This window comes from Chelatococcus caeni (assembly GCF_014196925.1).
Taxonomy (GTDB): domain Bacteria; phylum Pseudomonadota; class Alphaproteobacteria; order Rhizobiales; family Beijerinckiaceae; genus Chelatococcus_A; species Chelatococcus_A caeni.
This window is the reverse complement of sequence record NZ_JACIEN010000001.1, coordinates 107,010-132,200: the sequence shown is the minus strand read 5'-3', so window position 1 is coordinate 132,200 and position 25,191 is coordinate 107,010. Positions and strand designations below refer to the sequence as shown.

The window sequence follows — 25,191 nt, the reverse complement described above, 5'->3', positions numbered from 1 at the left end:
CGGCGATCTCATTCGGCTTCGCGCAGCCGGTAACCGACCCCCGTTTCGGTGGTGATGTATTGCGGCTCGTCGGGGCTGCGCTCGATCTTCTGGCGCAACTGCCGGACATAGACGCGCAGGTACTGCACGTCCGTCGCCCCGCCCCAGACCTGGTTGAGCAGGTGCTGATGCGTGATGACCTTGCCGGCATGCTGCACGAGCACCCGCAGGATGTCGTATTCCTTCGGCGAGAGCTTCACCTCCTTGTCCGCGACCTTGACGATCCGCTTGACGAGATCGACGGACAGGTCGCCGGTCTGGAAGATCGGCCGCTCCCCGTGCTGCTGCAGCTTGTGGCGCAAGGCGACGCGGATGCGCGCCACCAGTTCCTTGGTCCCGAAGGGCTTCGTCACATAGTCGTCGGCGCCGAGCTCCAGCGCCTTGACGATGCCCGCCTCGTCGGTGCGGCTCGACAGGATGATGATCGGCAGTTCGATGAGATCGTTGCGCCATTTCGCCAGGAGGTCGTGCCCCTGCATGTCGGGCAGGCCAAGGTCGAGGAGAATGAGATCGGGCTGCTCCGCCTTCACCTTCTCCATGGCGTTCATGGCATTCGTCGCCTCGGCGATCGCGTAGCCCTCGGCGCCGAGCCCGACCCGCAGCAGCTTCCGGATCGGAGGCTCGTCATCCACCACGAGGATCTTTATCGACGCATTCGTCATCACGGCTCTTCCAGCTTTGGCGTGTCGCCGGGGATCGGCATGCGGATCGTGAAGACGGCGCCGCTACCGTCCGTCCTGTTGCCGGCGGTGATCGTTCCGCCCATCGCCTGGATGAACCCCTTGCAGATCGACAGCCCGAGGCCCGTTCCGGCGAGGACGTGATCGCGCTTGCGCACGCGGTGGAAACTGTCGAACACCCGCTCGAGGTCCGTCGGCGGGATGCCCGGCCCTTCGTCGAGGATCTGGATGGAGACCCATCGGCCGTCCTCCCACGCGCGAATGCGGATCGTGGTGTCGACGGGCGCGTATTTGGCGGCATTGTCGAACAGGTTGAACAATACCTGCTCGAAGAGGACGGGGTCGACTGAGAGCATCGGCAGGTCGGCGGGGATGTCGGTGACCGTCCTGTGGCGCGACATGATCTTCTGCGCCCGCCGCAGCGCCGATCCGACCATGTCGTCGAGATATTGCAGCGAGGCGTTGGGCTCCATGGCGCCCGTCTCGATCCGCGACATGTCGAGCAGGTTGGCGATGAAGCGGTTCAGGCGCTCGGCCTCGTCCACGATGGTGGCGAGCAGGTCGCCGCGGTCCGCCTCCGACACCGCGCTCGCATAGTCCCGCAGCGTGCCGGCCGCGCCGAGGATGGCCGACAGCGGCGTCTTGAGGTCGTGCGAGATCGAGGCGAGCAGCGCCGAGCGCAGCTGATCCGCCTCGGCGGCGAGCTTCGCCCGCTCCACGTCGGCCACGAGCCGGATCCGCTCGATGGCGACGGCCGCCTGGTCGGCGAGCGCATCGAGCAGCCTCTGCTGCTCGGGCGTGAGCAGCGGGCCGTCCTTGTCGCTGTCCAATCCGATGACGCCGACGGGCGTCTTTCCCGTCACCATGGGCAGGTAAAGGCGCTTCGCGCCGGGGAGCGTGTCCGCGCCGCGGCCGGCCGGGCGGTTGTGCTCCCAGGCCCAATGCGCCGCGGCGATGTCGGCATCGACCAGCGTATCGTCCGGCGGATAGCCGGCACGAACGGCGACGGTGCCGTCCTCCGGCAGCAGGATCACGACGCGCAGCTTCAACATGGACGCCATCTGATGCGCCGAAGCCCACAGGACATCATCGAGGGTGCTCGCGCCGGCCAGTTTCTTGGCGAACTTATAGAGGTCCTCGGTGGTGCGCGCACGCTGGCGCGCTGCCTCCGCCTGCCTGTGGACACGCGCCGTCAGATCGCTCGTGATGATGGCGGCGCCGAGAAAGAAGAAGAACGCGACGACGCTCTCGGGATCACGGATGGTGAAGGTGTAGAGCGGGTCGAGGAAGAAGAAGTTGAAGGCAAGGGCCGCGACGACCGAAGCGAACAGCGCCGGCCAGAGCCCGGCGGTCGCCGCCGAAGCGAGCACGGCCATGAGAAAGGCGAGCGCGATGTTGCGCACGTCGAGCGTGCGGGCGAGCAGCGTACCGAAGGCAAAGGCAACGCCGACATAGCCCACGCTCCACAGATAGGGCCGGACGCTGAAGCGGCGGGGCCGTGCCTGCGCAACGCCCCGCGAAGCGACGGCCGCGCGTTCCTTGCCCGAGATCACATGAACGCTGATGTCGCCGGAGTGACGGATCAGGTCATGGGAAACCGAGCCCTCGATGAACTCGCGCCACCGCGACTTGCGCGACCGGCCGACGACGATGTGGCTGTAATTGTTGTCCCCGGCATAGCGCAGCAGCTCCCGGGCCACGTAATGGCCGGGAAGCGTTATCGCGTCGCCGCCGAGCTGCTCGGCCAGCCGCAGGGTCGCGGCGATGGTGTCCTTGGCCTTCTCCGACAGGTTCGTCGATCGCGGCGCCTCGATGTAGATCGCCGCCCAGGGCGCGCGCAGGCGGTCGGCCTGCCGCTTGGCATAGCGCACCAGCGACGGCCCGCGCGGGTCGTCGTCGATGCAGACGAGCACGCGATCCCCCGCGGCCCACGGCCCCTCGATGGCGTGGGCCTGCATGTGATGCAGGAGCTGCTCGTCGACGCGTTGCGCCGTCCGGCGCAAGGCGAGTTCCCTGAGGGCCGTGAGGTTGCCCGGAGAAAAGTAGTTCTCGGTGGCGCGTTTGGCGGTCTTCGGGAGGTAGACCTTGCCCTCGTTCAAACGCTTGATCAGGTCATCGGGGGTGATGTCGACGATCTCGACATCGTCGGCCCGGTCGATCACGGAATCCGGCACCGTCTCGCGGACACGGATGCGCGTGATCTGGGCCACGACGTCGTTCAGGCTTTCGACGTGCTGGATGTTCATCGTCGTATAGACGTCGATGCCCCTGTCCAGCAGCTCGAGGACATCGAGGTAGCGCTTCGGGTGACGGCTGCCGGGCGCGTTCGTATGGGCCAGCTCGTCGACCAGGACGAGCTCGGGCCTGCGCTCCAGTACCGCATCGAGGTCCATCTCCTCGAGCGACTGCCCCTTGTAGGCGACTTGAGCTCGCGGGATGACCTCGAAACCGCGGACCAATGCCTCGGTTTCCTTGCGCCCGTGCGTCTCGACGATGCCGATGACCACGTCCTCGCCGTCGGTCTTGCGGGCGTGGCCGGAGATGAGCATCTCGTAGGTCTTGCCGACGCCCGGCGCGGCCCCCAGGAAGATCTTCAGACGGCCGCGCGTCTCCTGCGCCGCCTTTTGAAGCAGGGCTTCGGGAGAAGGCCGCTTCGTATCGTCCGCCAGATCCTGTGGGCTCATTGTCCGGTTCCCGTCACGGGGGCATGGCGGCGGCCGCGAGACCGCCGCCATGGTCTTACAACCTGTCGAGCGCGAGGTTGAGCTCGAGGACGTTGACGATGCGGCTATCGGTCAGGAAGCCGCCCGGCGCGAAGGCGCCATCGCTGACCAGCGCCTCGACGCGCGCCCTGTCCAGGCCGCGGGCCTCGGCAATCCGGGGAACCTGGTAGAGCGCGCCGGCCTCCGAGATGTGAGGGTCGAGGCCGGCCCCGGACGCGGCGGCAAGGTCGGCCGGCAGCGGATTCTCCGCTGTCGCGCCGTAGCGTTCGACCATTTCCCGGCCGCGATCCGCGACGGCCGTGCTCGTCGGCGACAGGTTGCTGCCGCCGGCACCAGCGCCATCATAGTCGACGGCCGACGGGCGCGGCCAGAAATACTCCGGCCGCGTGAAGGCTTGCGCCACCTGGCGGCTGCCGATGACGGTGCCGTCGTCGCGCGTGATCAGCGAACCGTTGGCCGTGTCGGGCGCGATGGCCTGGGCCACGGCCCAGACGGCCGTGGCGTAGCCGGCGACGCAGATCAGCATGGTCGCCACCGCGATGCGGATGCTTGCGAGAAGGGACTGCATGATTCCGGTCTCCGTCAGTTCATATACATCAGGTGCTCGGCGATCGGCCCGAGCGTCGCCGCCGGGAAGAAGGTGAGCGCACCGATGACGATGATGGTGGCGGCAAGCATGGTGGCGAAGACACCGCCTTCGACGCTGAGCGTGCCGCTCGATTCGGCGCTGCGGCGCTTGGCCGACAGGGAGCCGACGATGGCAAGGGGCAGGATGATCGGGATGAACCGCGCGAGCAGCATGACGATGCCCGTCGCGAGGTTCCAGGGCACGGTGTCATCCCCCAGCCCCTCGAAGCCCGAGCCGTTGTTGGCGCTCGCGGAGGTGAACTCGTACAGGATCTCGCTGAAGCCGTGCGGCCCGACATTGTTGAGCGTGTCGACGCCCCAGGGCGTCGCCGCGAAGATCGCCGTGCCGCCCAGGATGAACAGGCCGTGGGCGAGGAGCGCAAAGAGCGCGAACTTCACCTCCCGCGATTCGACGCGCCAGCCGAGGTACTCGGGCGTGCGGCCGATCATCATGCCGGCGAGGAAGACGCCGACGATGATGTAGAGGAACATGTTGATCATGCCCACGCCGACACCGCCGAAGGTGGCATTGAGCCACATGCCGATCATCGGCATGAGCCCGGTCATCGGGTTGAGGCTGTCGTGCATCGCGCCGACCGAGCCGTTGGAGGTCGACGTCGTCAGCACGGACCAGAGCGGGCCTCCGGTCGGGCCGAAGCGCATCTCCTTGCCTTCGAGGTTGCCGACCGTCTGCTCGATGGGCAGTCCGGCGAAGGCCTCAGTGGGCGCGGCCTCGAAATAGGCGGCGCCGGTGATCTTGACGGCGAGAAAGGCGAGCATCACCGCGAAGATCACGCCGGCATGGCGCATGCGCCCGATGATGCGGCCGAACATCCACACGCAGGCCATCGGAATGATGATGATGGCGAACATCTCGAGGATGTTGGTCCAGAAGCCCGGGTTCTCGAGCGGATGCGTGCTGTTGGGGCCGAAGAAGCCGCCGCCGTTGGTGCCGAGCTGCTTGATCGTGACGAAAGCCGCGACGGGTCCACGCGCGATCGTCTGCTGCACACCCTCGAGGGTGATCGCGACGGCGGCCCCGTCGAAGGTCATCGGCACGCCGCCGAGGACGAGCAGGATGGCGACGGCGAAGGCGACGGGCAGAAGGACGAGGAAGGAGGCCCGCTGCACGTCGACGAAGAAGTTGCCGAGCGGCCGGCCGGCAAGGCCGCGGGCGAGCGCCGCGAGCGCCGCGATGCCCGTGGCGGCCGAGACGAACTGCAGCCACATCAGGCCGGCGAGCTGGGACAGATAGCTCAGCGACACCTCGCCCGAATAGTGCTGGAGGTTCGTGTTGGAGGTGAACGAGGCCGCCGTGTTGAAGATCAGGCTGCCTTCGAGGGCTTCCTTGCCGTCCGGGTTCAGCGGCAGATATTGCTGCAGCGCCAGGATGCCGTAGGTCACGACGAACATGACCACATTGAACGCCAGCATGGCGAGCATGTAGCGCTTCCAGTCCTGGTCCCGGGCGGCCAGGGGGCCGCCGATCACCCGGAAGGCGCGGTTCTTCCAGCCGGCGATGCCGGACGACGGATCCGCCGGGTCCATCGCCCATTTCATGTAGCGGCCGAGGGGCCAGGAGATGAGCGCCGTGCCTCCAACGACGAGGACGACGAAGAGAAGGGCTTCATTGAACATCGAACGATCTCCGACCTCGCTGGGTGGTCAGGCGCGGTCCACGGCGCTGGTCATGACGAACAGGAGCCCGAAGACGGTGAGGCCGAGAAACAGACAAAGCAGGGTCATGTCCTGAACTCCTTGTGCTCAGGCGAGGCCGATGGCGGTGATGATCAGGTCGATCGCCTTGATGCCGATGAAGGGCACGATCAGGCCGCCGAGGCCGTAGATGAGAAGGTTGCGCTTCAACAGGCCGTTCGCGCCGATCGCCTTGTAGGCGACGCCTTTGAGCGCCAGCGGAATGAGCGCGATGATGATGAGCGCATTGAAGATGATCGCCGAGAGGATGGCGCTCTGCGGCGTCGCCAGGCCCATGACGTTGAGCGCGCCCAGCTGCGGATAGAGGGCGATGAACATGGCCGGCACGATGGCGAAATATTTCGCGACGTCATTGGCGATCGAGAAGGTCGTCAGGGCGCCGCGCGTCATCAGCAGCTGCTTGCCGATCTCGACGATCTCGATGAGCTTCGTCGGGTCGGAATCGAGATCGACCATGTTGCCGGCCTCGCGGGCGGCGACCGTGCCCGTGTTCATCGCCACGCCGACGTCCGCCTGGGCAAGCGCCGGCGCGTCGTTGGTGCCGTCGCCGCACATGGCGACCAGCTTGCCCTTGGCCTGTTCCTCGCGGATGAGGTTCAGCTTGTTCTCGGGCGTGGCCTCGGCGAGGAAGTCGTCGACGCCCGCCTCCGCCGCGATCGCCGCCGCCGTCATGGGGTTGTCGCCGGTGATCATGACCGTGCGGATGCCCATGCGGCGCAGCTCGGCGAAGCGTTCGCGGATGCCGCCCTTGACGATGTCCTTGAGGTGGATGACGCCGAGGAGCCGGCCGTCCCTGACCACGGCGAGAGGCGTGCCGCCGATCTTGGCGATGTCGCTCGCGATCATCTCCAGCTCGCGCTTGCTCTCGTTGCTGGCGCGCGGGGTGCCGCCGGCGGCGGAGGCGAGCTCGATGTGCCGGAGCACCGCGTCGACCGCGCCCTTGCGGATGGTGGAGCCGTCGAAGTCCACCCCGCTCATGCGGCTTTGCGCCGTGAACGGCACGAAATGGGCGTGGAGGCTTCCCATGTCGCGCGCGCGGATGCCGTATCGCTCCTTGGCGAGCACGACGATCGAGCGCCCTTCCGGCGTCTCGTCGGCCAGCGAGGCGAGCTGGGCCGCATCCGCCAGTTCCTGCTCGCTCACGCCCTTGACGGGGCGGAACTCGGTCGCCTGGCGATTGCCCAGCGTGATCGTGCCGGTCTTGTCGAGCAGCAGCGTATCGACGTCGCCCGCCGCCTCCACGGCACGGCCCGACATGGCCAGCACGTTGAAGCGCACCAGCCGGTCCATGCCGGCGATGCCGATGGCGGAGAGCAGTGCGCCGATCGTGGTCGGGATGAGCGTCACGAACAGCGCCACGAGCACGATGACCGGAATGGAGCCGCCGGCATAGGCGGCGAAGGCGGGAATGGTGGCCGTCGCCAGCACGAAGATCAGCGTCAGCCCCGCGAGCAGGACATTGAGGGCGATCTCGTTCGGCGTCTTCTGGCGCTCCGCCCCTTCGACGAGCGCGATCATGCGGTCGATGAAGGTCGATCCTGCCGCGGCCGTGATCCTCACCTTGATCCAGTCCGACAGCACCTGCGTGCCGCCGGTCACCGCCGAGCGGTCACCGCCCGATTCGCGGATGACGGGGGCGGATTCGCCGGTAATGGCCGCTTCGTTCACCGAGGCGATGCCCTCGATGATCTCGCCGTCCGACGGGATGATGTCACCCGCCTCGACGAGCACCACGTCGCCGACCTTCAGGCTCGTGCCGGCGACCTGCTTGACGTTGCCGTTCACCAGCAGCTTCGCCTGGGTGTCGGTGCGCGAGCGGCGGAGCGAATCCGCCTGCGCCTTGCCGCGCCCCTCGGCGACTGCCTCGGCGAAATTCGCGAACAGGATCGTGAACCAGAGCCAGAGGATGATCTGGAACGAGAAGCCGAGGTCGCCCGCCCCGGTCACGACGTCCTTGAGGAACAGCACCGTCGTCAGGGCCGAGACGACGGCCACGACGAACATCACCGGGTTTCTGGCCAGCGTGCGGGGATCGAGCTTTCGAAATGCGCCCCCGAGTGCGGGGACAAGTATGCGAGCATCGAAAATGCTCGCCGGTTTGGACTGGCTCATCAGTGACTCCAGCTTAGGTCTTGAGGGCCGCGCCGCTACGGCCGGCCCCGACGGGCGGCGCCCGGAAATGCCGGGCGATGACCGGCCCGTGCCGGACACGACGCCCGAGGCCCGAGGGCTTGCCCGTGGAAAATCGCGGAATGAGGTGGAGAACCTGTCGGTGCCGCCGCGCCGCTCCGGGTCGGCAACAATTCAGAACCGCTCTGGCCGCAACAGTGCGTAGACAAGATAAGCCGCGACAACCAACGTCACAGCACCGCCGAGCATGTAATCAAAGATCATCCCACACCCCTTCTTCACCGGAAGGCGCTGGAAGAAGCACCTTTTTGCGCATCTACGGGCGGCCGTCTTCCGAATGCGGCGTCACGACCTTTCGCCGCGCCATTTCTTCATGGCCGACGGACGGCCGAGGTGGCGGGACTATCGCGCCAAAGCGCATAAAGGTTCGAGAGAGGCGCAATGGCGAAGATATAAAAATCTTATAAATGGGCTGGGGTAGCGGGCATCGCGGCGTCTAGTGGTGGCGCCACAGGAGGACCAGGGTCGGCAGAATGGCGATGCCCGCCGCCAGGACGAACAGAACGGCGAGCCCACAGCCTTCCAGAACCACGAGCTTCCACATCGGCCGCGCCGGTCGTGCGGATCCGCCGTGGGGGTCGTCGGTCGGGGCATTCCTATAAGCGGCATCGTCGGCGCAGGTCATCGAACCCTCCGTCCTCGATTGGCATTGCTGGAAGACAGAACTGTTCGCGCCCGCACCCGCTGGGCGGGGCTCGCAACGATCACGAATCCCCTGGCGACGAGGCAGCGGCCATGGCATGCCGGGTTGCCTTCTCGCCCTCCCCCCGGGACACGAATTGATCTGCTTCAGGATCCGGAAGCCGAGCTTCCAGGCCGCCCGGCGAGGCCGCCGCGAGCATTCCCTCCAGCATCCCTGCAGTCGTTCAAGGATGGATCAGGCTTATCCGCGAAGCGCATAGGAATTCGAGACGGCCACACGCCCGAAGAAATAAACGCGTGTTTATGCGGCGCGTTGAGCCCCGTGCGGAGCGACGCCACGATCCCGCGGGCTATCTACCCCACCGCAAGGCCGCCCTCACACCCGAGCACGTCGTCGTGCAGATGCCGCTCCGGCCCGGTGCCGGCGCCTTCCACGATGACGAAGACGCGGCCGCCTGCAACTGTCGCTGTCGGAGCAGCCGCGAGCGGGTTCAGCGCTTCGACGGGCGAGCCATCATCGCGAGATAGAGATCGCGGTCGATGTTGCCGCCGGACAATATGACCGCAACCTCCTTGCCGCGCATGGTGTCACGCTCCTTGAGAAGCGCGGCGAGCGCCGCCGCGCCCGCGCCTTCCACGAGATTGTGGGTGTCCTCGAAATAGGCGCCCATGGCCGTGGCGATATCGTCGTCGCTCACGGCCACGATCCGTTCCGCGCCCTTGCCGTAGATGGCCAATGCCTCGGACGAGGGAATTCGCACCGCCATGCCGTCGGCAAAGGTGTCCGCTGTCGCGGTCTCGACGACGCGCCCGGCCTCGAAGGACAGCTTGGCGCCATCGGCCTTGTCGGAGACCACCCCGACGATCTTCGTCTTGAGCGCCAACGCATCACGCGCCGCGATGACGCCGCAGATGCCGGAACCCAGGCCGATCGGCACGTAGACCGTATCGAGGGCGGGCGCGGCGGAGAACAACTCGAGCGCGTAGGTGGCGACACCGCGCACGAGTTCGGGATGGAAGGATGGGGCAAAGTACAGGTTTTCTTCCTGCGCCGCCCGCTGGGCGGCAATCTTCGCCTCGTCAAAGTCGCGGCCGGTTTCCACGAGATCGGCGCCAAAGGCGCGCATGGCGGCGTTCTTTTCCCTGGAATTCCCGAGCGGCACGAAGATCTTCGCCTTGAGGCCCAGGGCTTTCGCCGCGCGTGCTTGCGACTGGCCGTGATTGCCGCGCGTCGCCGTCACGATGCCGGAAACCTCGGGATGCGAATGTCGCAGCCAGTGCATGAAGGTGATACCGCCCCGGATCTTGAACGCGCCGGTCGGCGTGTGATTTTCGTGCTTCACCCAAACGGTCGCGCCGGCACGCTCGCACAGCAGGGGCCAGACATACTGCGGCGTGGCCTGCATATGCCGATAAACGAGCTCGGCCGCAGCCTCCAGCTGTCCTCTCTCGAAGAGCATCTACCCACCCCATATGGTTCAGAATCGAAGCCGGATTATGCACCGATGCGTCACTTCTGAAGAAACCGAATGCTCAGGCGCGTTCGGCCCGATCGGCAGCCAAGGGCGCCTGCTGATGTGAGGCGCCGATCATCCGGCGCTGCAGCAGCAAGAGCCCGAGAAGGGCGCAGAAGGCGAATATCGAGATCGCGAAGGCCAGCCACAGGGCGGCATGGGGCCCGGCGGACGTCATGATGGCGGCAAACACCGGCGGTGCGGCGGCAAAGGACAGGTTGAGCGGCACCGCCAGTTGCGCCGATGCGCGGGCATAGGCGCCGGCGGGAAAAATCTGCAGCGGCAGCGTCGCGCGGGTAACGGCGGTAATGCCGCTGGCCACGCCATAGAGCGTGGCGAAGGCCATGGCGCCGACGAAGGTGCCCGTCAGCAGCAGGACGACGAAGCTCAACGGAAACAGGGCAGAAGCGGCAAGAGCGATGACAAAGCCCGACCAGCGCCGGCCGCCGAGGACATCGACCATGCGCCCCATCCATTGGGCGATACCAATGAAGGCCGCTGCCGCCAGCGCACTGGCGTGATCGAGGCCCGCAGCCTCGAACAGGATGATGATGGTGAGCGCGAAGCCCCAGGTGACGAAGCCATTGGCGGCAAAGCTCATGGCCAGAAGAGCGAAACGGGGCCGGTCGACGGGTGCCGGCTCGGCGGCCGCCTCCCTGGCGGATTTGTCCCTCGGCCGCCGGGCAAGCGTCGTCCAATGCAGTGGCGTGCAGACGAGCAGCATGACGACGGCATAGAGCAGCGTGGTCGTGCGCCAGCCCCATTGCGCCTGCAAGAGTCCCGTCAGCGGCCAGACGATCGTCGATGTCAGCCCACCGGCCAATATCAGCGCCCCGAGCGCCTGGCGCGCCTTTTCGCCCGCGATCTCGGCCACGGCGATCTGCGCCGGTGTCGTCAGCATGCCCGCGCCGGCGAGCCCGAGGATGGTCCATGACGCGAAATAGGCCGTCGCCCCATCGGCGAGGCCCATGACCAGCAGGCCAGCTGCGCCCAGGGGCGATCCCAGGACCATGACCGAGCGCGCGCCGTGGCGCTCGAACACGGCGCTCAGCGGCCAGGACGCCATGGCCATGACAATGAGCATGACCGTAGGTCCCGCCATGACCATGGGCAGGGCCATGCCCAGTTCATCGGCCATGGCCGGTCCGGTCACGGCAGGCAGCCAGAACGTGGCGCCCCAGCCAATGAGCTGGGTCAACGAGAGGGCGGCGACAGCACGGACTGTGCGCGAGCGGAAAGGCATCGGAGGAGCGACGCGGCGGGGTGATGGGACTGTGGCGAGGGTTTGCTGTCAAAAGGTACAGATCGAATGAAAGTTCGTCACACCCTAACTGCGCCAATCACCCAAAACTAACGAAGCGGACGGTGGAGGCAGTAGAGAGAGGCTTCAGGGTGCCCGCATATTTCCTGGCCCCGCCCGGCCGCGTCGATCGCCCTTCTCACCGACTTGCCCGACGACACATCGGACCTGCGACCAGGCCGCCGGCCACAGCCTCCGACCGGAACAGACAGGATGCGGTGGTATGGCTGGGCTGTTCGGACACGAAGATGAGCACTGACACTTATCCGAGCAGAGTTTCGACCTGTCCTGGAAGGATCGGACCGACGGGGGGCAAGCAGTCGCTACGGGGCTCCCATGCCGTTCACAGGTGGAACGGCTAACGGGGCGAAAGCTGCAGCATCCGGCGGAACTGCTTCTTCAGCAAGGGAGCTTCAGCTGATGGTCACAGCGCCCACGGGGCGCCATCGGAGAACGCCTTTGCCAGGTGGTCGATAATCGCCCGCAGTTTCATCGGCATCGGCTTCACGGGCCGCCAGACGGCGGAAATGGGCAAGGATGTCGGCTTCAGGTCCCTTGCGATTCTCATAAGATGCCCCGATGTCAGCGCATCGTGGGCGATGAACATGGGCAACAGCGCGATGCCCAATCCGGCGATGGCCATGTCGCGCATCGCCTCGCCGTTATTGGCCGAGATCCGGCTGTCCAGGGAAAGGCCGACCACACTTCCGTCTTCTCGCAGGAACTGCCAGACACTCGACGATTGAAGATTGAGATATCCGATGCAGGGATGGGCCTGTAGGTCGGCCAGCGTTTCCGGCTCGCCCCGTTGCGTGATGTAGTGCGGACTTGCGACGACGACCCGCGGATCCTCGCAGAACTTTCGAGCAATCAGTCTGGAATCGGGCAACTGGCCGATGCGGATCGCAAGATCGAACCGACCGCGCACGAGGTCGATGAATTGATCATCGTAGTCGAGAAGAATCTCGAGATCCGGATGCTGGAGAGCGAATTCGGCGATCACGGGACTGAGGTGGCGTATGCCGAAGCTCATCGGCGCGGAGATCGCAAGCGTGCCCCGCAAGCCGGCCATGCCCCATGCCGCACTTTCGACCGCCCGGGTGATCTCGGTGAGCGCCGGCCGCAGTCTTAGAGCCAGTTCCTCGGCGCTCTCGGTTGGCGTAATGCGGCCGGCGTGCCGCCGAAAGAGCGCCGTGCCGAGCGCGGCCTCGAAGTCGGCGATGCGCTTGCTGACGACGGACTTGGACAGATTCGATCGGGCGGCTGCGCCTGACACGCTGCCCGCGTCCAACACGTCCAGGAACGTCCTGATTTCCTCGATCGTCCATCTCATGCCCGACGATTACGGTATTCAGCGTCGCCGCGACAACCGAAACCGTTCGCAAACTGCGAACGGAGGGTCAGGGCGTTCAGGGCTCACCCTGCGCGATCGGCATCGTCATATTGGCCGCAACCGAAACAGGAGTGGCCGATATGCAATTGACCGGCATCCATCATCTGACGGCGATCACCGCTGACGCCCCGGCCAACAAGCGCTTCTATACCGAGACGCTGGGCCTGCGTCTGGTCAAGAAGACCGTCAACCAGGACGATACCAGCGCCTATCACCTCTTCTACGCCGACGGCGCGGCAACGCCGGGAACGGATCTGACCTTCTTCGACTGGCCGCTGGAACGCGAACGGCGCGGCACACCGTCCATCAGCCGCACAGGTCTCAGGGTCTCGGGCGAAGACAGCCTCAACTACTGGATCGCACGCCTTGAGGACCTGGGCGTCGCCGCCGAACCGATCAGGATGATCGACGGCCGCGCGGCGATCGATTTCGAGGATCCGGAAGGCCAGCGCTTCCGGATCGTGAATGACGGCGGCGCAGGCCGTTCGCACCCGTGGGACCGCAGCCCCGTGCCGCAAGAGCATCAGTTCCGCGGCCTCGGTCCGATCACGATCTCCGTGCCGAAGCTGGAGATGACCGACGCGCTCCTGACCCGCGTGCTCAACATGAAGGAGGACCGCCAATACGTCTCGCCGGACGGCCACGGTGAGGTCCACGTCTACAGCATGGGCGATGGAGGACCGGCAGCCGAGCTGCACGTTGCCGTCCAGCCCGGCCTGCCCATGGCGCGCCAGGGAGCCGGCGCCGTTCATCACGTGGCCTTCCGGACGCCGAATGTCGAGGCAATACGAGACTGGGCGGCGCGTCTGTCGGAATTCCGCATCCCGAGCTCAGGCGAGGTCGAGCGATACTATTTCCGCTCGCTCTACTTCCGCGAGCCGAACGGCAATCTGTTCGAGATCGCCACGGACGGTCCGGGCTTCGCCGTCGACGAGCCGCTGCAAAGCCTGGGCGAACGCTTGGCCCTGCCGCCCTTCCTCGAGAGCCGGCGCGCATCCATCGAGGCGGGGTTGCAGCCCCTCGATTGAGAAGGTCCCCCGGAGCAGCCACTCCGGGGGACTTGCCATGCTACGTTCGGCGCGATCGGGAACTACCAGGAGAGACATCATGGCAGGCATTGCACAGACGCTCGGACCAGCCGTTGTCCTGCTCGGCTCGGCAGTCGTGGCGGTGCCGCTTTTCCGAAAGATCGGGCTGGGATCCGTGCTCGGCTATTTTTCCGGGGGCCTCCTGGTCGGACCGTCCGTGCTCGGAATCTTCAACGACCCCTCGACCATCCTGCACGTCTCCGAACTCGGCGTCGTGATGTTCCTGTTCCTGATCGGCATCGAGATGCGCCCCCAGAAGCTCTGGGCGTTGAGGGCGCAGATCTTCGGGCTCGGCCTTGCCCAGGTCCTGGTCTGCATCGCGCTTCTCACCGGTGCCGGGATGCTCCTTGGGCTGCCCGGTCCCGCGGCCTTCATCGCAGGCTCCGGTTTCGTCCTGTCATCGACCGCCGTGATCATGTCGATCCTCCGGGAACGCGGTGAGCTTGCCAGCGATCAGGGCCGGCAGTCGGTATCGATCCTGCTCCTCGAGGATCTGATGATCGTGCCGCTGCTGGCGGCCGTCGCCTTCATGGGGGCTTCGGCGGCCGGTGGCGGCGGGGCTGGTGTCGACCCCACAGCGCTGCTCGTCGCTCTCGGAGCAATCCTCCTGCTGGTGGCGATTGGGCGCTGGCTGCTCGATCCGTTCTTCGCGCTTCTCGCCCGCGCCCGCAACACCGAGGTCTTGACCGCCGGCGCGCTGCTCGTGGTCCTGGGCTCAGCCCTGCTGATGGAGATGAGCGGCCTCTCGATGGCGCTGGGAGCGTTCCTTGCCGGCGTCATGCTGTCGGGATCGAGCTACAGGCACCAGATCGAGACCGACGTCGAGCCTTTCAAGGGCCTCTTGATGGGCCTGTTCTTCCTGGCGGTCGGCATGTCACTCGACTTGTCCGTCGTCGTGACCGACTGGCGGATGATCGTGGCGCTTCTGGCTGCCTATGTCGTCGTGAAGGCGATCGGGATCTATGCCGTCGCCAGGGCTTTCGGCGCGACCAGCCTCCAGGCGCTGCGCAGGGTCTCGCTGTTCGCGCAAGGGGGTGAATTCGCCTTCGTCCTCTATTCGGCCGCGGCCGGCGGCGGTGTGATCAGTGCTGCGGAGAATGCGGTCTTTTCCAGCGTCATCATTCTTTCCATGGCGGTTACGCCCCTGGTCCTTCTCGCGGCCGATCGCTGGTTGAAGGACGAGCCGGTCTCGATGGAGGGAATCGAGACAGCGGAGGGCCTCAAGGGCCGGGTGCTGATGATCGGTTTCGGCCGTTTCGGCCAAATTGCGTCACAGATGCTGCTCGCGCAGGGTATCGAGATTTCTCTCATCGACAACGACCCCAACCGCATCCGGGAGGCCGAGCGGTTCGGCTTCAAGGTCTACTTCGGAGACGGTGCACGGCTGGACATCCTGCGTCAGTCGGGCGCCGAGAACACCGACATGGTGATGGTATGCATCGACGATGCCGCCGTCACCGATCGCATCGTCGATCTGGTGAGAGAGCATTTCCCGACCTGCCGGCTGCTCGTGCGCTCGTACGACCGCGGGCATTCGATCAAGCTGCGCAAGGCTGGTGTCGATTACGAGATCCGCGAGACCTTCGAGTCTGCGCTCACATTCGGTGGCGCGGGGCTCAAGGCACTCGGTATGACAGCGCTCGACGTGAGCGAGGTGAGCGACGACATCCGTCGGCGCGACGGCGAACGGCTCGACGCGCAGGCACAGGGCGGGCTGTTTGCCGGCGGGGACAGGCTCCACGTCGGCCCGAGGCCCGAACCGCTCATCGGGCCCCGTGGCAGATCTGCGGAAAGCCCGACGTAAAGAGAAGAAGATGACGGTCTTCGCACTGCCCGGCAGCCCCGAGCGGGTTCCTGGCCCAAGGTTCTCCGCAGGCCGCGGCTGGTGACCGGCTTCGGGAATTTCATGGGCTCGGGAAGCCGGCAATTTTCTGTCAGGTCCCGGACGTATCCTCGGGATCGGTCGTCATCACGTCGGCCCACTCCGGATGCTTGCGGTATTGGGCTCTGACATAGGGGCAAATCGGCCTGATCCTGAACCCATGCCGACGGGCGTCGTCGATCATGTGGAGGACCAGATCCAGCGCAATCCCCGTCCCCCGCAAGGTTTCCGCGGCGCCGGTGTGGTCGGCGCTGATCAGATCGGGGCCGCGGACCGTGAATGTGATCTCGGCGTCTCCGTCGATGCCTGGAATGCGCGCGACGTAGCGGCCATGCCTGTCGTCCCGGTATTCCTTGCCCGTTTCGAAGTCAGTCATTTTCCCTCCTGCGCTGCTCAAGCCATTCGCGTGCGATCGTCGTCTCCTTGGCCATGCGCCACAAGCAAAACTGTACAATACAGGCAGTTGGCTGCGACCCTTCCTTCAGAGCATGCGATGGCCAAGCTGGCTTCTGCCAAACCCAGCGTTCGCTTTTTGCGAACGGAGAACGGGTTCTGATATAATTTTCTGCGTCCTATTCTTTCCCCGTTCCGGCTGAATAGTAGAGGACGAGATGAGTTGGAATCCCGCTCTGCCCCTCGGTCGTCCCGACGACACAGGCATCGACACGATTGAAGCGCTCATCATTCGCCGCTCCCCGTGGCCCGGGCGGTTCCGAGGCGTGCCGGGCGCTGCTGGCGCCGACGTGGCAGAGGATCGGCCCCTCGTCTTCTTCGACCAGGCCGGACCGGCCGAGCTTTGGCGCGGCCGGAAGATGGATGTCCATCCGAATATCGGACCCGGGCACCGTGACTTGCCTGTTCCAAGGCGATTTCCCTCACCGGCTCTCGGCGGCGGACAACTCGCCCCGCCGTCTTCTGCGAGGTACTCGACCTCCGGCAGTCACTGGCGAGTCCCAACTGAAGGGAGAAGCGCGATGACCAGCGAACCAATCCGCGATCCACTGAAAGACCACCTGCTGACGCCTCGGAACTCGGCATTCATCATCATCGACTATCAGCCGATACAGGTCAGCTCCATCCGCTCGATGAGCCAGAAGGAACTGGTCTTCAACATCGTTCAGACGGCGAAAGCCGCCGTGAACTATGACCTTCCCATCGTCCACTCGACGGTCAACGTAGCGACCGGCAGGAACAAGCCGCCGATCCAGCCGCTCATGGAGGTACTGGGCACTTATCCCACCTATGATCGGACGACGATCAACAGCTGGGAGGATGTCGAGTTCAAGAAGGCAGTCGTCGAGACCGGCCGCAAAAAGCTGATCATGACGGCTTTGTGGACGGAGGCCTGCCTGACCTTCCCTGCACTCGACGCCCTGAAGGAAGGCTACGAAGTCTACGTTGTCGCCGACGCGGTCGGCGGCACTTCCGAAGCGGCGCACGAGGCGGCACTGCGCCGGATGGAGCAGGCGGGCGCCCAACTGATCAGCAAGACCCAGCTGTATTGCGAACTTCAGCGTGATTGGGCCCGCGAGAAGACCGTGCCCGGCTTCATGGACGTATTCCAGAACTGGGATGGGTCCAATCCTGAAAAAGACTTCAAGGAATAGTTTCGGGTTGAGGTCTCACGACCGTGGCGGGCGATCGAACGATCGACGGTCGCCCGCAGAAGAGGGATCGCGTGAGTGAACGAACCGCTGTGCGATTGCTCACGCGATCTGAACGCTTCCTTCTCATGCGCCCACCCGCTGAAACGGCTGGCACTTCGAAATCAATTCCTGTGCGGGAGCGTTGAACCAGCATACGAGGACGTCACGCAATTTTCCGCGTGGGCGACATGGTGTTCGTAAAGTCGCCTAATGCATGGAGGTCATGCCATGTCCGAAGTTCACATGGTTGCAGTACTTTATGCGAAGACCGGAAAAGAGAAGGAACTCCGAAACGATCTGACGGTCATTACCGAAAAATCACGCAAGGAGGAGGGAAATCTCGAATATGACTTGTTCGAGGATCGAAACGATCCCAGGCGCTTCGTCCTGATCGAGCATTGGCGGGGTGCGACAGACCAGGACCGGCACCACAACCAGTCCGATCACATTCGCCATTTTCACGATAACGGCGACCGCAATGTCGAACGGCGAGAGGCAATATATCTTTTGCAGAAGGTCGTCTGACGTCCCGACGTTCGGATGAGGGGCGGCCTGAGCGGCCGTCCCGGGATTGAGCGCACCGAGCGCATGAAGGTCGCCTGTTGTTGCTGGGCGTTGAACCGCTTCAGGCAGCATTTGCCGCGATCGCAGCTGATGTCGCTGCATGAATTCCTATGCGGGAACAGTCCAGTGTAGCCGAATAGATTTGCATACGGCGAAGGACGTGGCATCTTTCCTCATGGGAACTGGCAAGCGCCGGATGGCCGGACCTGCGCAGGGGGGATTTCGCCTTGTCGAGATTGAAGCGGTTCGCCGTCGCCGGCGCCATGGGCTGCACACTGCTGTCCGCCCCCGCCGTGGGAGCGGATCTCCAGCCGCAGCCGCCGGTGCCGGCGCAGCCGGCGCCGAGCTCCTGGCAGTTCCAGGCGACGATCTACGGCTGGGCGACGTCGCTCACGGGCACCGTCGGCGTTCGCAACCTGCCCGCGGCGAAAGTCGATGCATCCTTCGCCGACGTGCTCGAGAACCTCGACGGCGCCCTGATGGGCTCCTTCCTCGCCAAGAACGGCGACTGGATGTTCCTGATCGACTTCGTCGGGGCCCGGCTTTCCGACAGTGCGACGCTGAAGATAGCGAACGCGCCCACTGTCAAGTTCAGGCAGGGCCTGTTCATCGCCTCCGCCATCGCGGGTTACCGGCTGCCCCTCGGCGACCCCAACCTCGACGTCAGCCTCACGGCCGGCGTGCGCTACCAGCAGCTCACCGCCAAGATGACGTTGTATCCCGGCCTTCTGCCGGGCCTCAGCCTGACGAACGAGGAAACCGAGGACTGGCTCGACCCCATCGTGGGCGTGGCCCTGCAGTACCGGATCAACGACCGCTGGTTCGTCAACGCACTTGCCGACATCGGCGGTTTCGGCGTCGGCTCCGACCTGACCGCTCAGGGCCTCGTTTCCGTCGGCTACAAGTGGACGGACACGGTCTCGACCGCGATCGGCTACCGTGCGCTGTACACCGACTACAGCACCAGCGGCCATCGCACGGGCACCTTCCGCTATGACACGACGATGCACGGGCCGTTCCTGAGCCTCGCCTTTCATTTCTGATGCTCGCGCGGACGACCGAGGGCACCGTTTGAAGCACCGGAGGCGGCGCTGGGCGCCGGTCGCCACGGGGTAATCTACCGTATCTTACGCCCCGGTCCGGCGCACACGGCCTAGGATCGGGCCGTTCACCGGCTTGGCCCCTGCAAACTCGGGAATCCCGAGAAATTCCGCCAGAGGAATTGCTGCGAACGACGAAGGCATCAACGCCGGAATCGCAGGAATCAACGCGCTCCGATCCAGTTCACACCTAGTATGAGTATATCATGCGGTCTCATCACCGCATCGAGGCGCCACCACAGCATGGGCCTGTTCGTGATTGACGTGACAGCCTTCGGCTGCCCCCGAAGAGGCTCGCCGGCGGGCGTGGTATTCTGTTTCCGACAACTGGAACTCATCCACGAAGGCGGGACAATTGGTCTATCCGTATCTGATCTGCCTGGCCCTTCAGACCACCGCTGCCTTCGCCCTTCTGGCTGCGATCCAGCGGGCATTCCGAATTGTGATCGACGATCTGGGTGTTCTGCATGCGGTTTCGCCCATGGAGTTGACGCTCCTCGTCGTGGCGATTTGCGCATTCCAGGCGGCCTACTGGTATCGGCTCGCAAGGGTTGAGATCCCGAAATGGCGGAATGTCGTCCTCGGCCATATCGTCGGATTCGTCGGCCGCCTGAGTTTTGTTTTCGGCGCGGCACTGTTCAGTCTCTTCTTCCTGCGACATACGCCAGGACTGACTGAAGGTGCGCTTATCCTCGTTCCGAGGATAGCGATCCTGCTCGCAACGCTGTTTTGTCTGTACTGCTTCACACTGGAGCTCGAGCGCCTGGGCAACGCGCTGCAGTCTGCCGTTTCAATGGGCCCGCCCCCACCGACGGCAGGCGACCGAGGCAACAGCCGTCCTCTTCAGGCTGAAGTGCCTTCCCCTGGCCTGGACGGGGAAGAGCTCAGAAGCAAGTGACAGCCGGTCGATCGAATGACGGACGTCCATCATCAAGGACCGCAGCGACAGCGTCACCTTCGAACTCGGGTCGCGCGGGATTGCCGTCCTCGTAGCTTACGCTTCTCTCAGCCTCAGCCGGACGGAAGTCGACGGGAACACCCGGTGATCCCATCCTTGCCTGCGGAGTATCACAGGTACGCGGCAAAGGATCCGACCCAGAGCAGGATGCGCGCGATCAATCCAATGACGCCGGCGCTTTCGGAAAACACCGTTGCGGTTCCGGACGTCCCCAGACGCAGGATGTTGCGGTCGGCGTCCTGCGGGATCGAGATCACCGCTGGATAGGCCAGCGTCCCTCCAATGGATCCGACGGGCGCCAAGGTGCCCGATACGGCGATCTCGCCCTGACCGACCCCCTTCGGTATTTCGGTGATGGTGGCTTCGTAGATGCGCCCCGGATCGACATCAAAGAACAATCGCACTCTGGCGCCAGGTCGGATTGTTCGAAATCCGTTCTGCATGAAAGTGCCGACGATTGTGAGGTCGGACTCCACGATGAAGGACATCGCTGCCCTTGCATGGAGCGCGCGCTCCAACGGCGACCGCAAGGGTGCTGACATAGCCGTCGGACGGTGCCCTGACCGTCGTCTGCTCGAGCTCCCACTTCGCGTCGTCCAGCTGCGCACGATGCTGCAGAACCGCCGTGTTGATGCCGTTGATGGAGGATTCGAGCGTCGCGCGTGCGCTCAGCTGTTGCGCCTTCGCAGCGTCCAATTGAGCCGTGGCGATATCGAGTTCCTCCCGCGTATCCTCCTCGCTGAATGGCGTGGCCGCGCCGCCTTTCACCAGCCTGGCGATGTCCGCCAGCCGCTGCTGATGAAATTCGACCTGCTTCTCGAGACCGGCGACGTTCGCGCTCGCCTGCTTGTAGTTGTCCTGCAGCACATTGGCCTGTTGCTGAGCGGCGACCAGTGCCGCTTCCAACGCGCGAACCTTGTACTGAAACGGAGCAGGGTCGATCTGGAAGAGAACCGTACCGGTCGTGATCGGCACATTGGGTTTGACTGGAATGGCGATGATCTCGCCACTGACGTTGGGCGTCACCTCCACCACGCGCGATCCGACCACGAAGCGACCGGTCGGCGTGAGCGTGTTCATCAGTGCCGCGAAGACGGCGAGGATGAAGAGGCCGACCAATGTGGCCAGCGCCCCGGTTATCCAGGTCAGCCGCAACAGCTTCAGCTTGAAGAACAAGAGCCAGACCAGGACGAGGTAGGTGACGAGTATGATGACCATTATTCGCCTCTCGCAACCTCTCCCAGGACGGCGCGAAAATGATGTCGAACGTAAGTGATACGCTCAAGGTGCATCGCAACGTGCTGCCTGCGTTGCCCGAGGTCCGCAGCCGCTTCGATCGTGCCGACAGTAAACCGGACCAGCCGGTCGAACTTGCCATTTCGCGCCATCTCGACCTCGGTCGCCCTGTCGTACGTTTTCGAGTGCCCGAGAATATAACTTCGAGCATCAGGTCCACGACGAGCTTGAAGGTTCCTTCGCAGCCCGGAGCCATATAGTCGGCGCGAAGCTGATCGCTCCGCACCCGGGCTCCATGCGGTCAAATCTATGCCCCGTCGGGCAACGAGGAAGCGCCGCTGCCGGCCCCCAGAAGAAGCCAGCCAATATCGATCCCGAAGGCATCAGCATAGATCTTCGCCATGGAAACACTCACCGTGCGCGTTCCGTTTTCATGGGCGCGGTAGGTGACCTCACTCCAACCGAACGTGCGCGCTGCGACAGCGGCGCTCGCGTAGCCGCCCTGCATCCTGGCAGCCTTCAATCTCCCCCCAATATCGTTCATTCGCAGTTCCGCATTAGTGAGCAACCACTTCCGCTCGCTCATGGAACGCACTCCGAAGGCGATGTCAGTTTCATCGTCGGCCTGCCGCCGGGGATTGGCATTGGCTTGGGTCACCGGCTCAGCAAGGCCAGCTGATAGGCGAAATAGAGCATGGCCCAGGCGGTGATCCACGAGCCCGCGACCTGCGCTGCGACATGCTGCCAATGCTTCTCCACCCGAAGCGCAAGGGCCGCGATGATTGTGGCAAGCGCCGTGCTCCCGACGATTGTTGCCACGCCGCTCGTGACGGCCGCGATATGCGACTTCGCTTCCGGTGCCGCATCGATGCCGAGGGCCGTTCCCGCGAGGGCAGCCAGCCCGGCTGCGACCCACGGGGGCACGCGCTGGTCGGCAGTGACGATGGCGCCCGCAACGAGGGCCGCCACGACAAGCGGTGTCGTCGTGCCGGATGTCGTGACGACCGATGCGAGACCCAGGCCCACCGCCACGCCGGCGGCGAGCATCGGGATGCCCCGGCGGCAGGTCGCGAGACCGGACCGGCCGACCAGCAGTCCCATGGCCGCGATGGCAAGCAGCTCCGCGGGAACGACGATGGGATGGAGAAGCCCGGCATAGAAATCACCGACGCCCTTGAGAACGCCATGCGCCAAGGCCTCCTGTGGCATCAGCCACGACAGGCCTCCCCCCAAAAGGATGAAACGGCGAAGGGTCACGCCACCCCGGACAGGTAGGCGCCACCCGCGAGCGCAATCACGACGCCGGCGGCGCGGACGGCCATCTTGCCGACCGGCCAGCGCGCCAGGTTGCCGAAGGCAATGCCGCAGAGGTGCAGAAGGCCTGTCGCAACGACAAAGCCGAGCGCGTAGGAAAGCGCATCGGATGCGACCGGCATCTCGGTCCCGTGCGCGTATCCATGGAAGATGGCGAAGGCGCCGACGATGAGAGCCGCCGCCCAGAGCGGCGGCTGCAGGGCGAAAGCGACGCACAGGCCAAGAACGACCGCGGACAGGGCGATACCCGTTTCGACGGCCGGAAGCGGCACCTCGATCATGCCGAATGCGCCACCGAGGGCCATGACCAGCGGAAAGACGATGGGCAGAACCCAAATTGCCGGCGCGCCGAGGAACACGCCCCACAGCCCGACGGCAACCATCGCGATCACGTGGTCGGGCCCGAGAAGCGGATGCATGAACCCGCTCGAGAAGCCCCCTCCCCCATGGTCGTCGCCCGTGTGCCCGAGGGCGGATCCGGCGGCAACGACCGCCAAGAACCAGATCGCTGCGCCCACGGCGCCAAATTTGCTCCCTGCCACGTCAGCCTCCCCTTAAAGAAAGATCGCGTCGAGGCGCTCCACCACCCAGAAGGCGGCGATGGCGCCGATGCCATAGGCGGCCGCTATCCGCATGGACCGCCCCGATGTGAAGATGAGCCGCGCCGAACAGGCGACCGCCAGGATCGCGGCGATGAACATCAGTTGGCCGATTTCGACGCCGACGTTGAAGAACAGGAGCGCAAGCGGAACATCCCGCTGCGGAAGGCCGAGATCGACCATAGCGCCTGCAAAGCCGAAGCCATGGAGCAGGCCGAAGCCGAAGGCGACCACCCACGGCCAGGTGATCGTCAGGCTCACCTTTCCGCGCTCCATCCGCACCGCCTCGGCGGCGACGAGCAGGATGCTGAGGGCGATCATGGCCTCGACCGGGGGCGGAGGCAGCGTGACGAGGCCGAAGGTGGCGAGCGCGAGGGTCACCGAATGGGCGATGGTGAAGGCCGTGATCGTCTTCACCAGGACACGCCAGTCGCGCACGATCAGCATGAGCGAGGCGACGAACAACAGGTGGTCGAGACCATAGAGGATGTGGTTGATGCCGAGGGCGGTATAGTCCCAGGCGATCGACCAGAAGCTCTGCTCGGCCGGCACCAGGTACCATGGCTGCGACGGACGCACGATGGCGCTCGCCTGCCTTCCGTCCAGCCACGTCACCCGCACGAGGACGTCCGTAATCGTCGCCTGGAGGCCGACGAACGCGATCTGGCGACCCGCCAGGCCAGCGGGCGCGGAGATCACGCGCTTCTGCAGGATGGAGCCCGGCAGCGGCCGTTCCAGCGGCTCCACCACATGCTTCACGTCATCCGGAAGCCTGAGGACGACCGGCAGCGGCATTCCCGAGAGAAGCGGCGTCTTCCAGAGAACGGTGTAATGGCTGTCGTCCGTCTGGTCGATCTGCAGATAGGCGGGCCTGACCTCGTGCGCCGCTGCGGGGACGACCCAGCCCAGAATAGCGACAACCAGCGCGGCGAGCAGCCGCACCGCCGTCGACCGGCCGGAAAGCGCGGCTGTCATTCGGCGGACCGGCGGCTTTGACCCGACGACACGATGGTCAGGTCATCGATGTCGAGGGTATCGAGCGGCGGAACGACGACCTCGTACCGCGACCGGATCTCGTCCAACGCTCGCTGCTTGACCTCGCGGTACTTCTCCGCCTGCCATGCCTGGAGGACGGTCGGCCTGATTTCCTCGAGCGTCGGAACGCGAGGCGCCTCGCGCGACTCGACCCAGACCAGGTGCCAGCCGTAGCCGGACTCGACAGGGCCTCGCCAATCGCCGGGTTGAAGCTCGAAAATCGCATTCGCAAAGATCACGCCAAATTCCTTCGCCATCTGCTCCGGAGTGACGTCGGCGTAGTAATCGCGGAACATGAACGGATCGGCGGCATCCGTTGCTCCAAGGTTCGCGGGTGACCTGCCGGCGACAAGCGGCAGCCTCGCCTCCGCAGCCGCGCGTGTGCCCTGGCCTCTCTTGTCGAACGAGAAGTAGAGATGCTGAAAGCGGATCCGCGGTGGCTTCGTGAACTCGGACTTGTTCTGGGCGAACCAGGCTGCCAGTTCCTCGTCGGTCGGCAGAGCCAGGGTCGCGACATCGGCGATGAGAAAATCCATCTTCTGCGCGAGCCGGCGCTTGATGACCTCATCGTCCTTGTCGAGGCCGAGTGCGATTGCCTCGCGCATGAGCATTTCCGAGGTGGCCTTGTGGTCGATGAGCGCACGCAACTGTTCGGGCGTCGGCTTCTCGCGCCCCTGCGCGAGCCAAACCACCGTCATCTGACGCAGGTCGTCCTTGGTGATCTCGATGCGCTGGCTGTCCCCGGACGCCTGCGGCTGGTGATTGACGAGCTTGTAGCCCCCGAAGACCAGGATACCGAGCACGACAAAATGGACGAGAGGCTCACGCATGGCGCGACCGATCCAGCTCGGCCGCTCGATAAGGGTGCGCTCCGCTGCGCTTGCTGTTGAAGGTACTTCGGCGGGGCTGTCGTCTTCCGTGAGGCTGCTCATGATGGATCGCCCG

At 64.9% G+C, this 25,191-nt stretch carries 25 protein-coding genes; 6 read left to right on the top strand and 19 right to left on the bottom strand.

Annotated features, from left to right (window positions below; translation table 11 throughout):
• Positions 1-8: 8 nt before the first annotated feature.
• From GGR16_RS00670 to GGR16_RS00625, 10 genes are all read right to left on the bottom strand, one after another.
• On the bottom strand, positions 9-701 hold the full coding sequence (locus GGR16_RS00670) for a response regulator transcription factor (RefSeq protein WP_183315412.1): 693 nt from the start codon (positions 699-701) through the stop codon (positions 9-11).
• A complete protein-coding gene (locus tag GGR16_RS00665; protein ID WP_183315411.1) occupies positions 701-3,403 on the bottom strand; it encodes a sensor histidine kinase in 2,703 nt (900 codons plus the stop codon). The genes GGR16_RS00670 and GGR16_RS00665 overlap by 1 nt, the downstream gene beginning before the upstream one ends.
• Positions 3,404-3,458: 55 nt before the next feature.
• Positions 3,459-4,010 (bottom strand): potassium-transporting ATPase subunit C, encoded by a 552-nt coding sequence (locus GGR16_RS00660; protein ID WP_183315410.1) that lies wholly within the window; start codon positions 4,008-4,010, stop codon positions 3,459-3,461.
• A gap of 14 nt (positions 4,011-4,024) precedes the next feature.
• Positions 4,025-5,707: a potassium-transporting ATPase subunit KdpA gene (gene kdpA / locus GGR16_RS00655; protein ID WP_183315409.1), complete on the bottom strand. Its 1,683-nt coding sequence runs from the start codon at positions 5,705-5,707 to the stop codon at positions 4,025-4,027.
• Between the two features lie 126 nt (positions 5,708-5,833).
• The gene (gene kdpB, locus GGR16_RS00650) at positions 5,834-7,897 is read right to left on the bottom strand and encodes a potassium-transporting ATPase subunit KdpB (RefSeq protein ID WP_183315408.1); all 2,064 of its coding nucleotides are present in this window, start codon (positions 7,895-7,897) and stop codon (positions 5,834-5,836) included.
• A 192-nt stretch (positions 7,898-8,089) separates the two neighbouring features.
• Positions 8,090-8,164: a K(+)-transporting ATPase subunit F gene (gene kdpF / locus GGR16_RS26565; RefSeq protein ID WP_371179617.1), complete on the bottom strand. Its 75-nt coding sequence runs from the start codon at positions 8,162-8,164 to the stop codon at positions 8,090-8,092.
• A 247-nt stretch (positions 8,165-8,411) separates the two neighbouring features.
• Positions 8,412-8,600, bottom strand: a complete 189-nt coding sequence (locus GGR16_RS00640) for a hypothetical protein (RefSeq protein WP_183315407.1) — start codon at positions 8,598-8,600, stop codon at positions 8,412-8,414.
• Between the two features lie 508 nt (positions 8,601-9,108).
• Positions 9,109-10,077: a threonine dehydratase gene (locus GGR16_RS00635; RefSeq protein WP_183315406.1), complete on the bottom strand. Its 969-nt coding sequence runs from the start codon at positions 10,075-10,077 to the stop codon at positions 9,109-9,111.
• 73 nt (positions 10,078-10,150) lie between these two features.
• Positions 10,151-11,374 carry an MFS transporter gene (locus tag GGR16_RS00630; protein WP_183315405.1) on the bottom strand — a complete coding sequence of 408 codons (1,224 nt, stop codon included), beginning with the start codon at positions 11,372-11,374 and terminating at the stop codon, positions 10,151-10,153.
• Between the two features lie 481 nt (positions 11,375-11,855).
• Positions 11,856-12,764 (bottom strand): LysR family transcriptional regulator, encoded by a 909-nt coding sequence (locus tag GGR16_RS00625; protein ID WP_183315404.1) that lies wholly within the window; start codon positions 12,762-12,764, stop codon positions 11,856-11,858.
• Between the two features lie 140 nt (positions 12,765-12,904).
• Here GGR16_RS00625 and GGR16_RS00620 point away from each other — a divergent pair, with 140 nt between their 5' ends.
• Both GGR16_RS00620 and GGR16_RS00615 read left to right on the top strand, forming a co-directional pair.
• Positions 12,905-13,852 carry a ring-cleaving dioxygenase gene (locus GGR16_RS00620; protein WP_183316286.1) on the top strand — a complete coding sequence of 316 codons (948 nt, stop codon included), beginning with the start codon at positions 12,905-12,907 and terminating at the stop codon, positions 13,850-13,852.
• A 79-nt stretch (positions 13,853-13,931) separates the two neighbouring features.
• The gene (locus GGR16_RS00615; RefSeq protein WP_183315403.1) at positions 13,932-15,716 is read left to right on the top strand and encodes a monovalent cation:proton antiporter-2 (CPA2) family protein; all 1,785 of its coding nucleotides are present in this window, start codon (positions 13,932-13,934) and stop codon (positions 15,714-15,716) included.
• Positions 15,717-15,846: 130 nt separating this feature from the next.
• Here GGR16_RS00615 and GGR16_RS00610 read toward each other — a convergent pair whose 3' ends face one another.
• Positions 15,847-16,170, bottom strand: a complete 324-nt coding sequence (locus GGR16_RS00610) for a GNAT family N-acetyltransferase (RefSeq protein WP_183315402.1) — start codon at positions 16,168-16,170, stop codon at positions 15,847-15,849.
• A gap of 196 nt (positions 16,171-16,366) precedes the next feature.
• Positions 16,367-16,618, bottom strand: coding sequence for a hypothetical protein (locus GGR16_RS00605; protein ID WP_183315401.1), 252 nt, complete (start codon positions 16,616-16,618; stop codon positions 16,367-16,369).
• Between the two features lie 150 nt (positions 16,619-16,768).
• On the opposite strand from GGR16_RS00605, the gene GGR16_RS00600 reads away from it, so the two are divergent.
• The 4 genes from GGR16_RS00600 to GGR16_RS00585 all read left to right on the top strand — a co-directional run bounded on the left by GGR16_RS00600 (position 16,769) and on the right by GGR16_RS00585 (position 20,002).
• Positions 16,769-17,401 carry a hydrolase gene (locus tag GGR16_RS00600; RefSeq protein WP_019400082.1) on the top strand — a complete coding sequence of 211 codons (633 nt, stop codon included), beginning with the start codon at positions 16,769-16,771 and terminating at the stop codon, positions 17,399-17,401.
• A gap of 267 nt (positions 17,402-17,668) precedes the next feature.
• Positions 17,669-17,965 (top strand): putative quinol monooxygenase, encoded by a 297-nt coding sequence (locus tag GGR16_RS00595; RefSeq protein WP_040403305.1) that lies wholly within the window; start codon positions 17,669-17,671, stop codon positions 17,963-17,965.
• Positions 17,966-18,231: 266 nt separating this feature from the next.
• Positions 18,232-19,047: a hypothetical protein gene (locus GGR16_RS00590; protein WP_183315400.1), complete on the top strand. Its 816-nt coding sequence runs from the start codon at positions 18,232-18,234 to the stop codon at positions 19,045-19,047.
• Between the two features lie 412 nt (positions 19,048-19,459).
• Positions 19,460-20,002 carry a hypothetical protein gene (locus GGR16_RS00585; RefSeq protein ID WP_183315399.1) on the top strand — a complete coding sequence of 181 codons (543 nt, stop codon included), beginning with the start codon at positions 19,460-19,462 and terminating at the stop codon, positions 20,000-20,002.
• Between the two features lie 170 nt (positions 20,003-20,172).
• On the opposite strand, the gene GGR16_RS26130 is transcribed toward GGR16_RS00585, so the two are convergent.
• From GGR16_RS26130 to GGR16_RS00555, 7 genes are all read right to left on the bottom strand, one after another.
• Positions 20,173-20,460, bottom strand: coding sequence for a hypothetical protein (locus tag GGR16_RS26130; protein ID WP_019403510.1), 288 nt, complete (start codon positions 20,458-20,460; stop codon positions 20,173-20,175).
• The gene (locus GGR16_RS00580) at positions 20,450-21,280 is read right to left on the bottom strand and encodes an HlyD family secretion protein (protein ID WP_040405123.1); all 831 of its coding nucleotides are present in this window, start codon (positions 21,278-21,280) and stop codon (positions 20,450-20,452) included. Before GGR16_RS00580 ends, GGR16_RS26130 begins: the two co-directional genes overlap by 11 nt.
• Before the next feature lie 325 nt (positions 21,281-21,605).
• The gene (locus GGR16_RS00575; protein ID WP_019403508.1) at positions 21,606-21,884 is read right to left on the bottom strand and encodes a helix-turn-helix domain-containing protein; all 279 of its coding nucleotides are present in this window, start codon (positions 21,882-21,884) and stop codon (positions 21,606-21,608) included.
• A 68-nt stretch (positions 21,885-21,952) separates the two neighbouring features.
• Entirely contained in the window at positions 21,953-22,507 is a 555-nt protein-coding gene (locus GGR16_RS00570) for a HupE/UreJ family protein (RefSeq protein WP_183315398.1), read from the bottom strand.
• A 44-nt stretch (positions 22,508-22,551) separates the two neighbouring features.
• Positions 22,552-23,154, bottom strand: coding sequence for a HupE/UreJ family protein (locus tag GGR16_RS00565; RefSeq protein ID WP_425486548.1), 603 nt, complete (start codon positions 23,152-23,154; stop codon positions 22,552-22,554).
• 12 nt (positions 23,155-23,166) lie between these two features.
• Positions 23,167-24,186 carry a HupE/UreJ family protein gene (locus GGR16_RS00560; RefSeq protein WP_183315397.1) on the bottom strand — a complete coding sequence of 340 codons (1,020 nt, stop codon included), beginning with the start codon at positions 24,184-24,186 and terminating at the stop codon, positions 23,167-23,169.
• Positions 24,183-25,178 carry a peptidyl-prolyl cis-trans isomerase gene (locus GGR16_RS00555; RefSeq protein WP_183315396.1) on the bottom strand — a complete coding sequence of 332 codons (996 nt, stop codon included), beginning with the start codon at positions 25,176-25,178 and terminating at the stop codon, positions 24,183-24,185. Before GGR16_RS00555 ends, GGR16_RS00560 begins: the two co-directional genes overlap by 4 nt.
• Positions 25,179-25,191 lie beyond the last annotated feature (13 nt).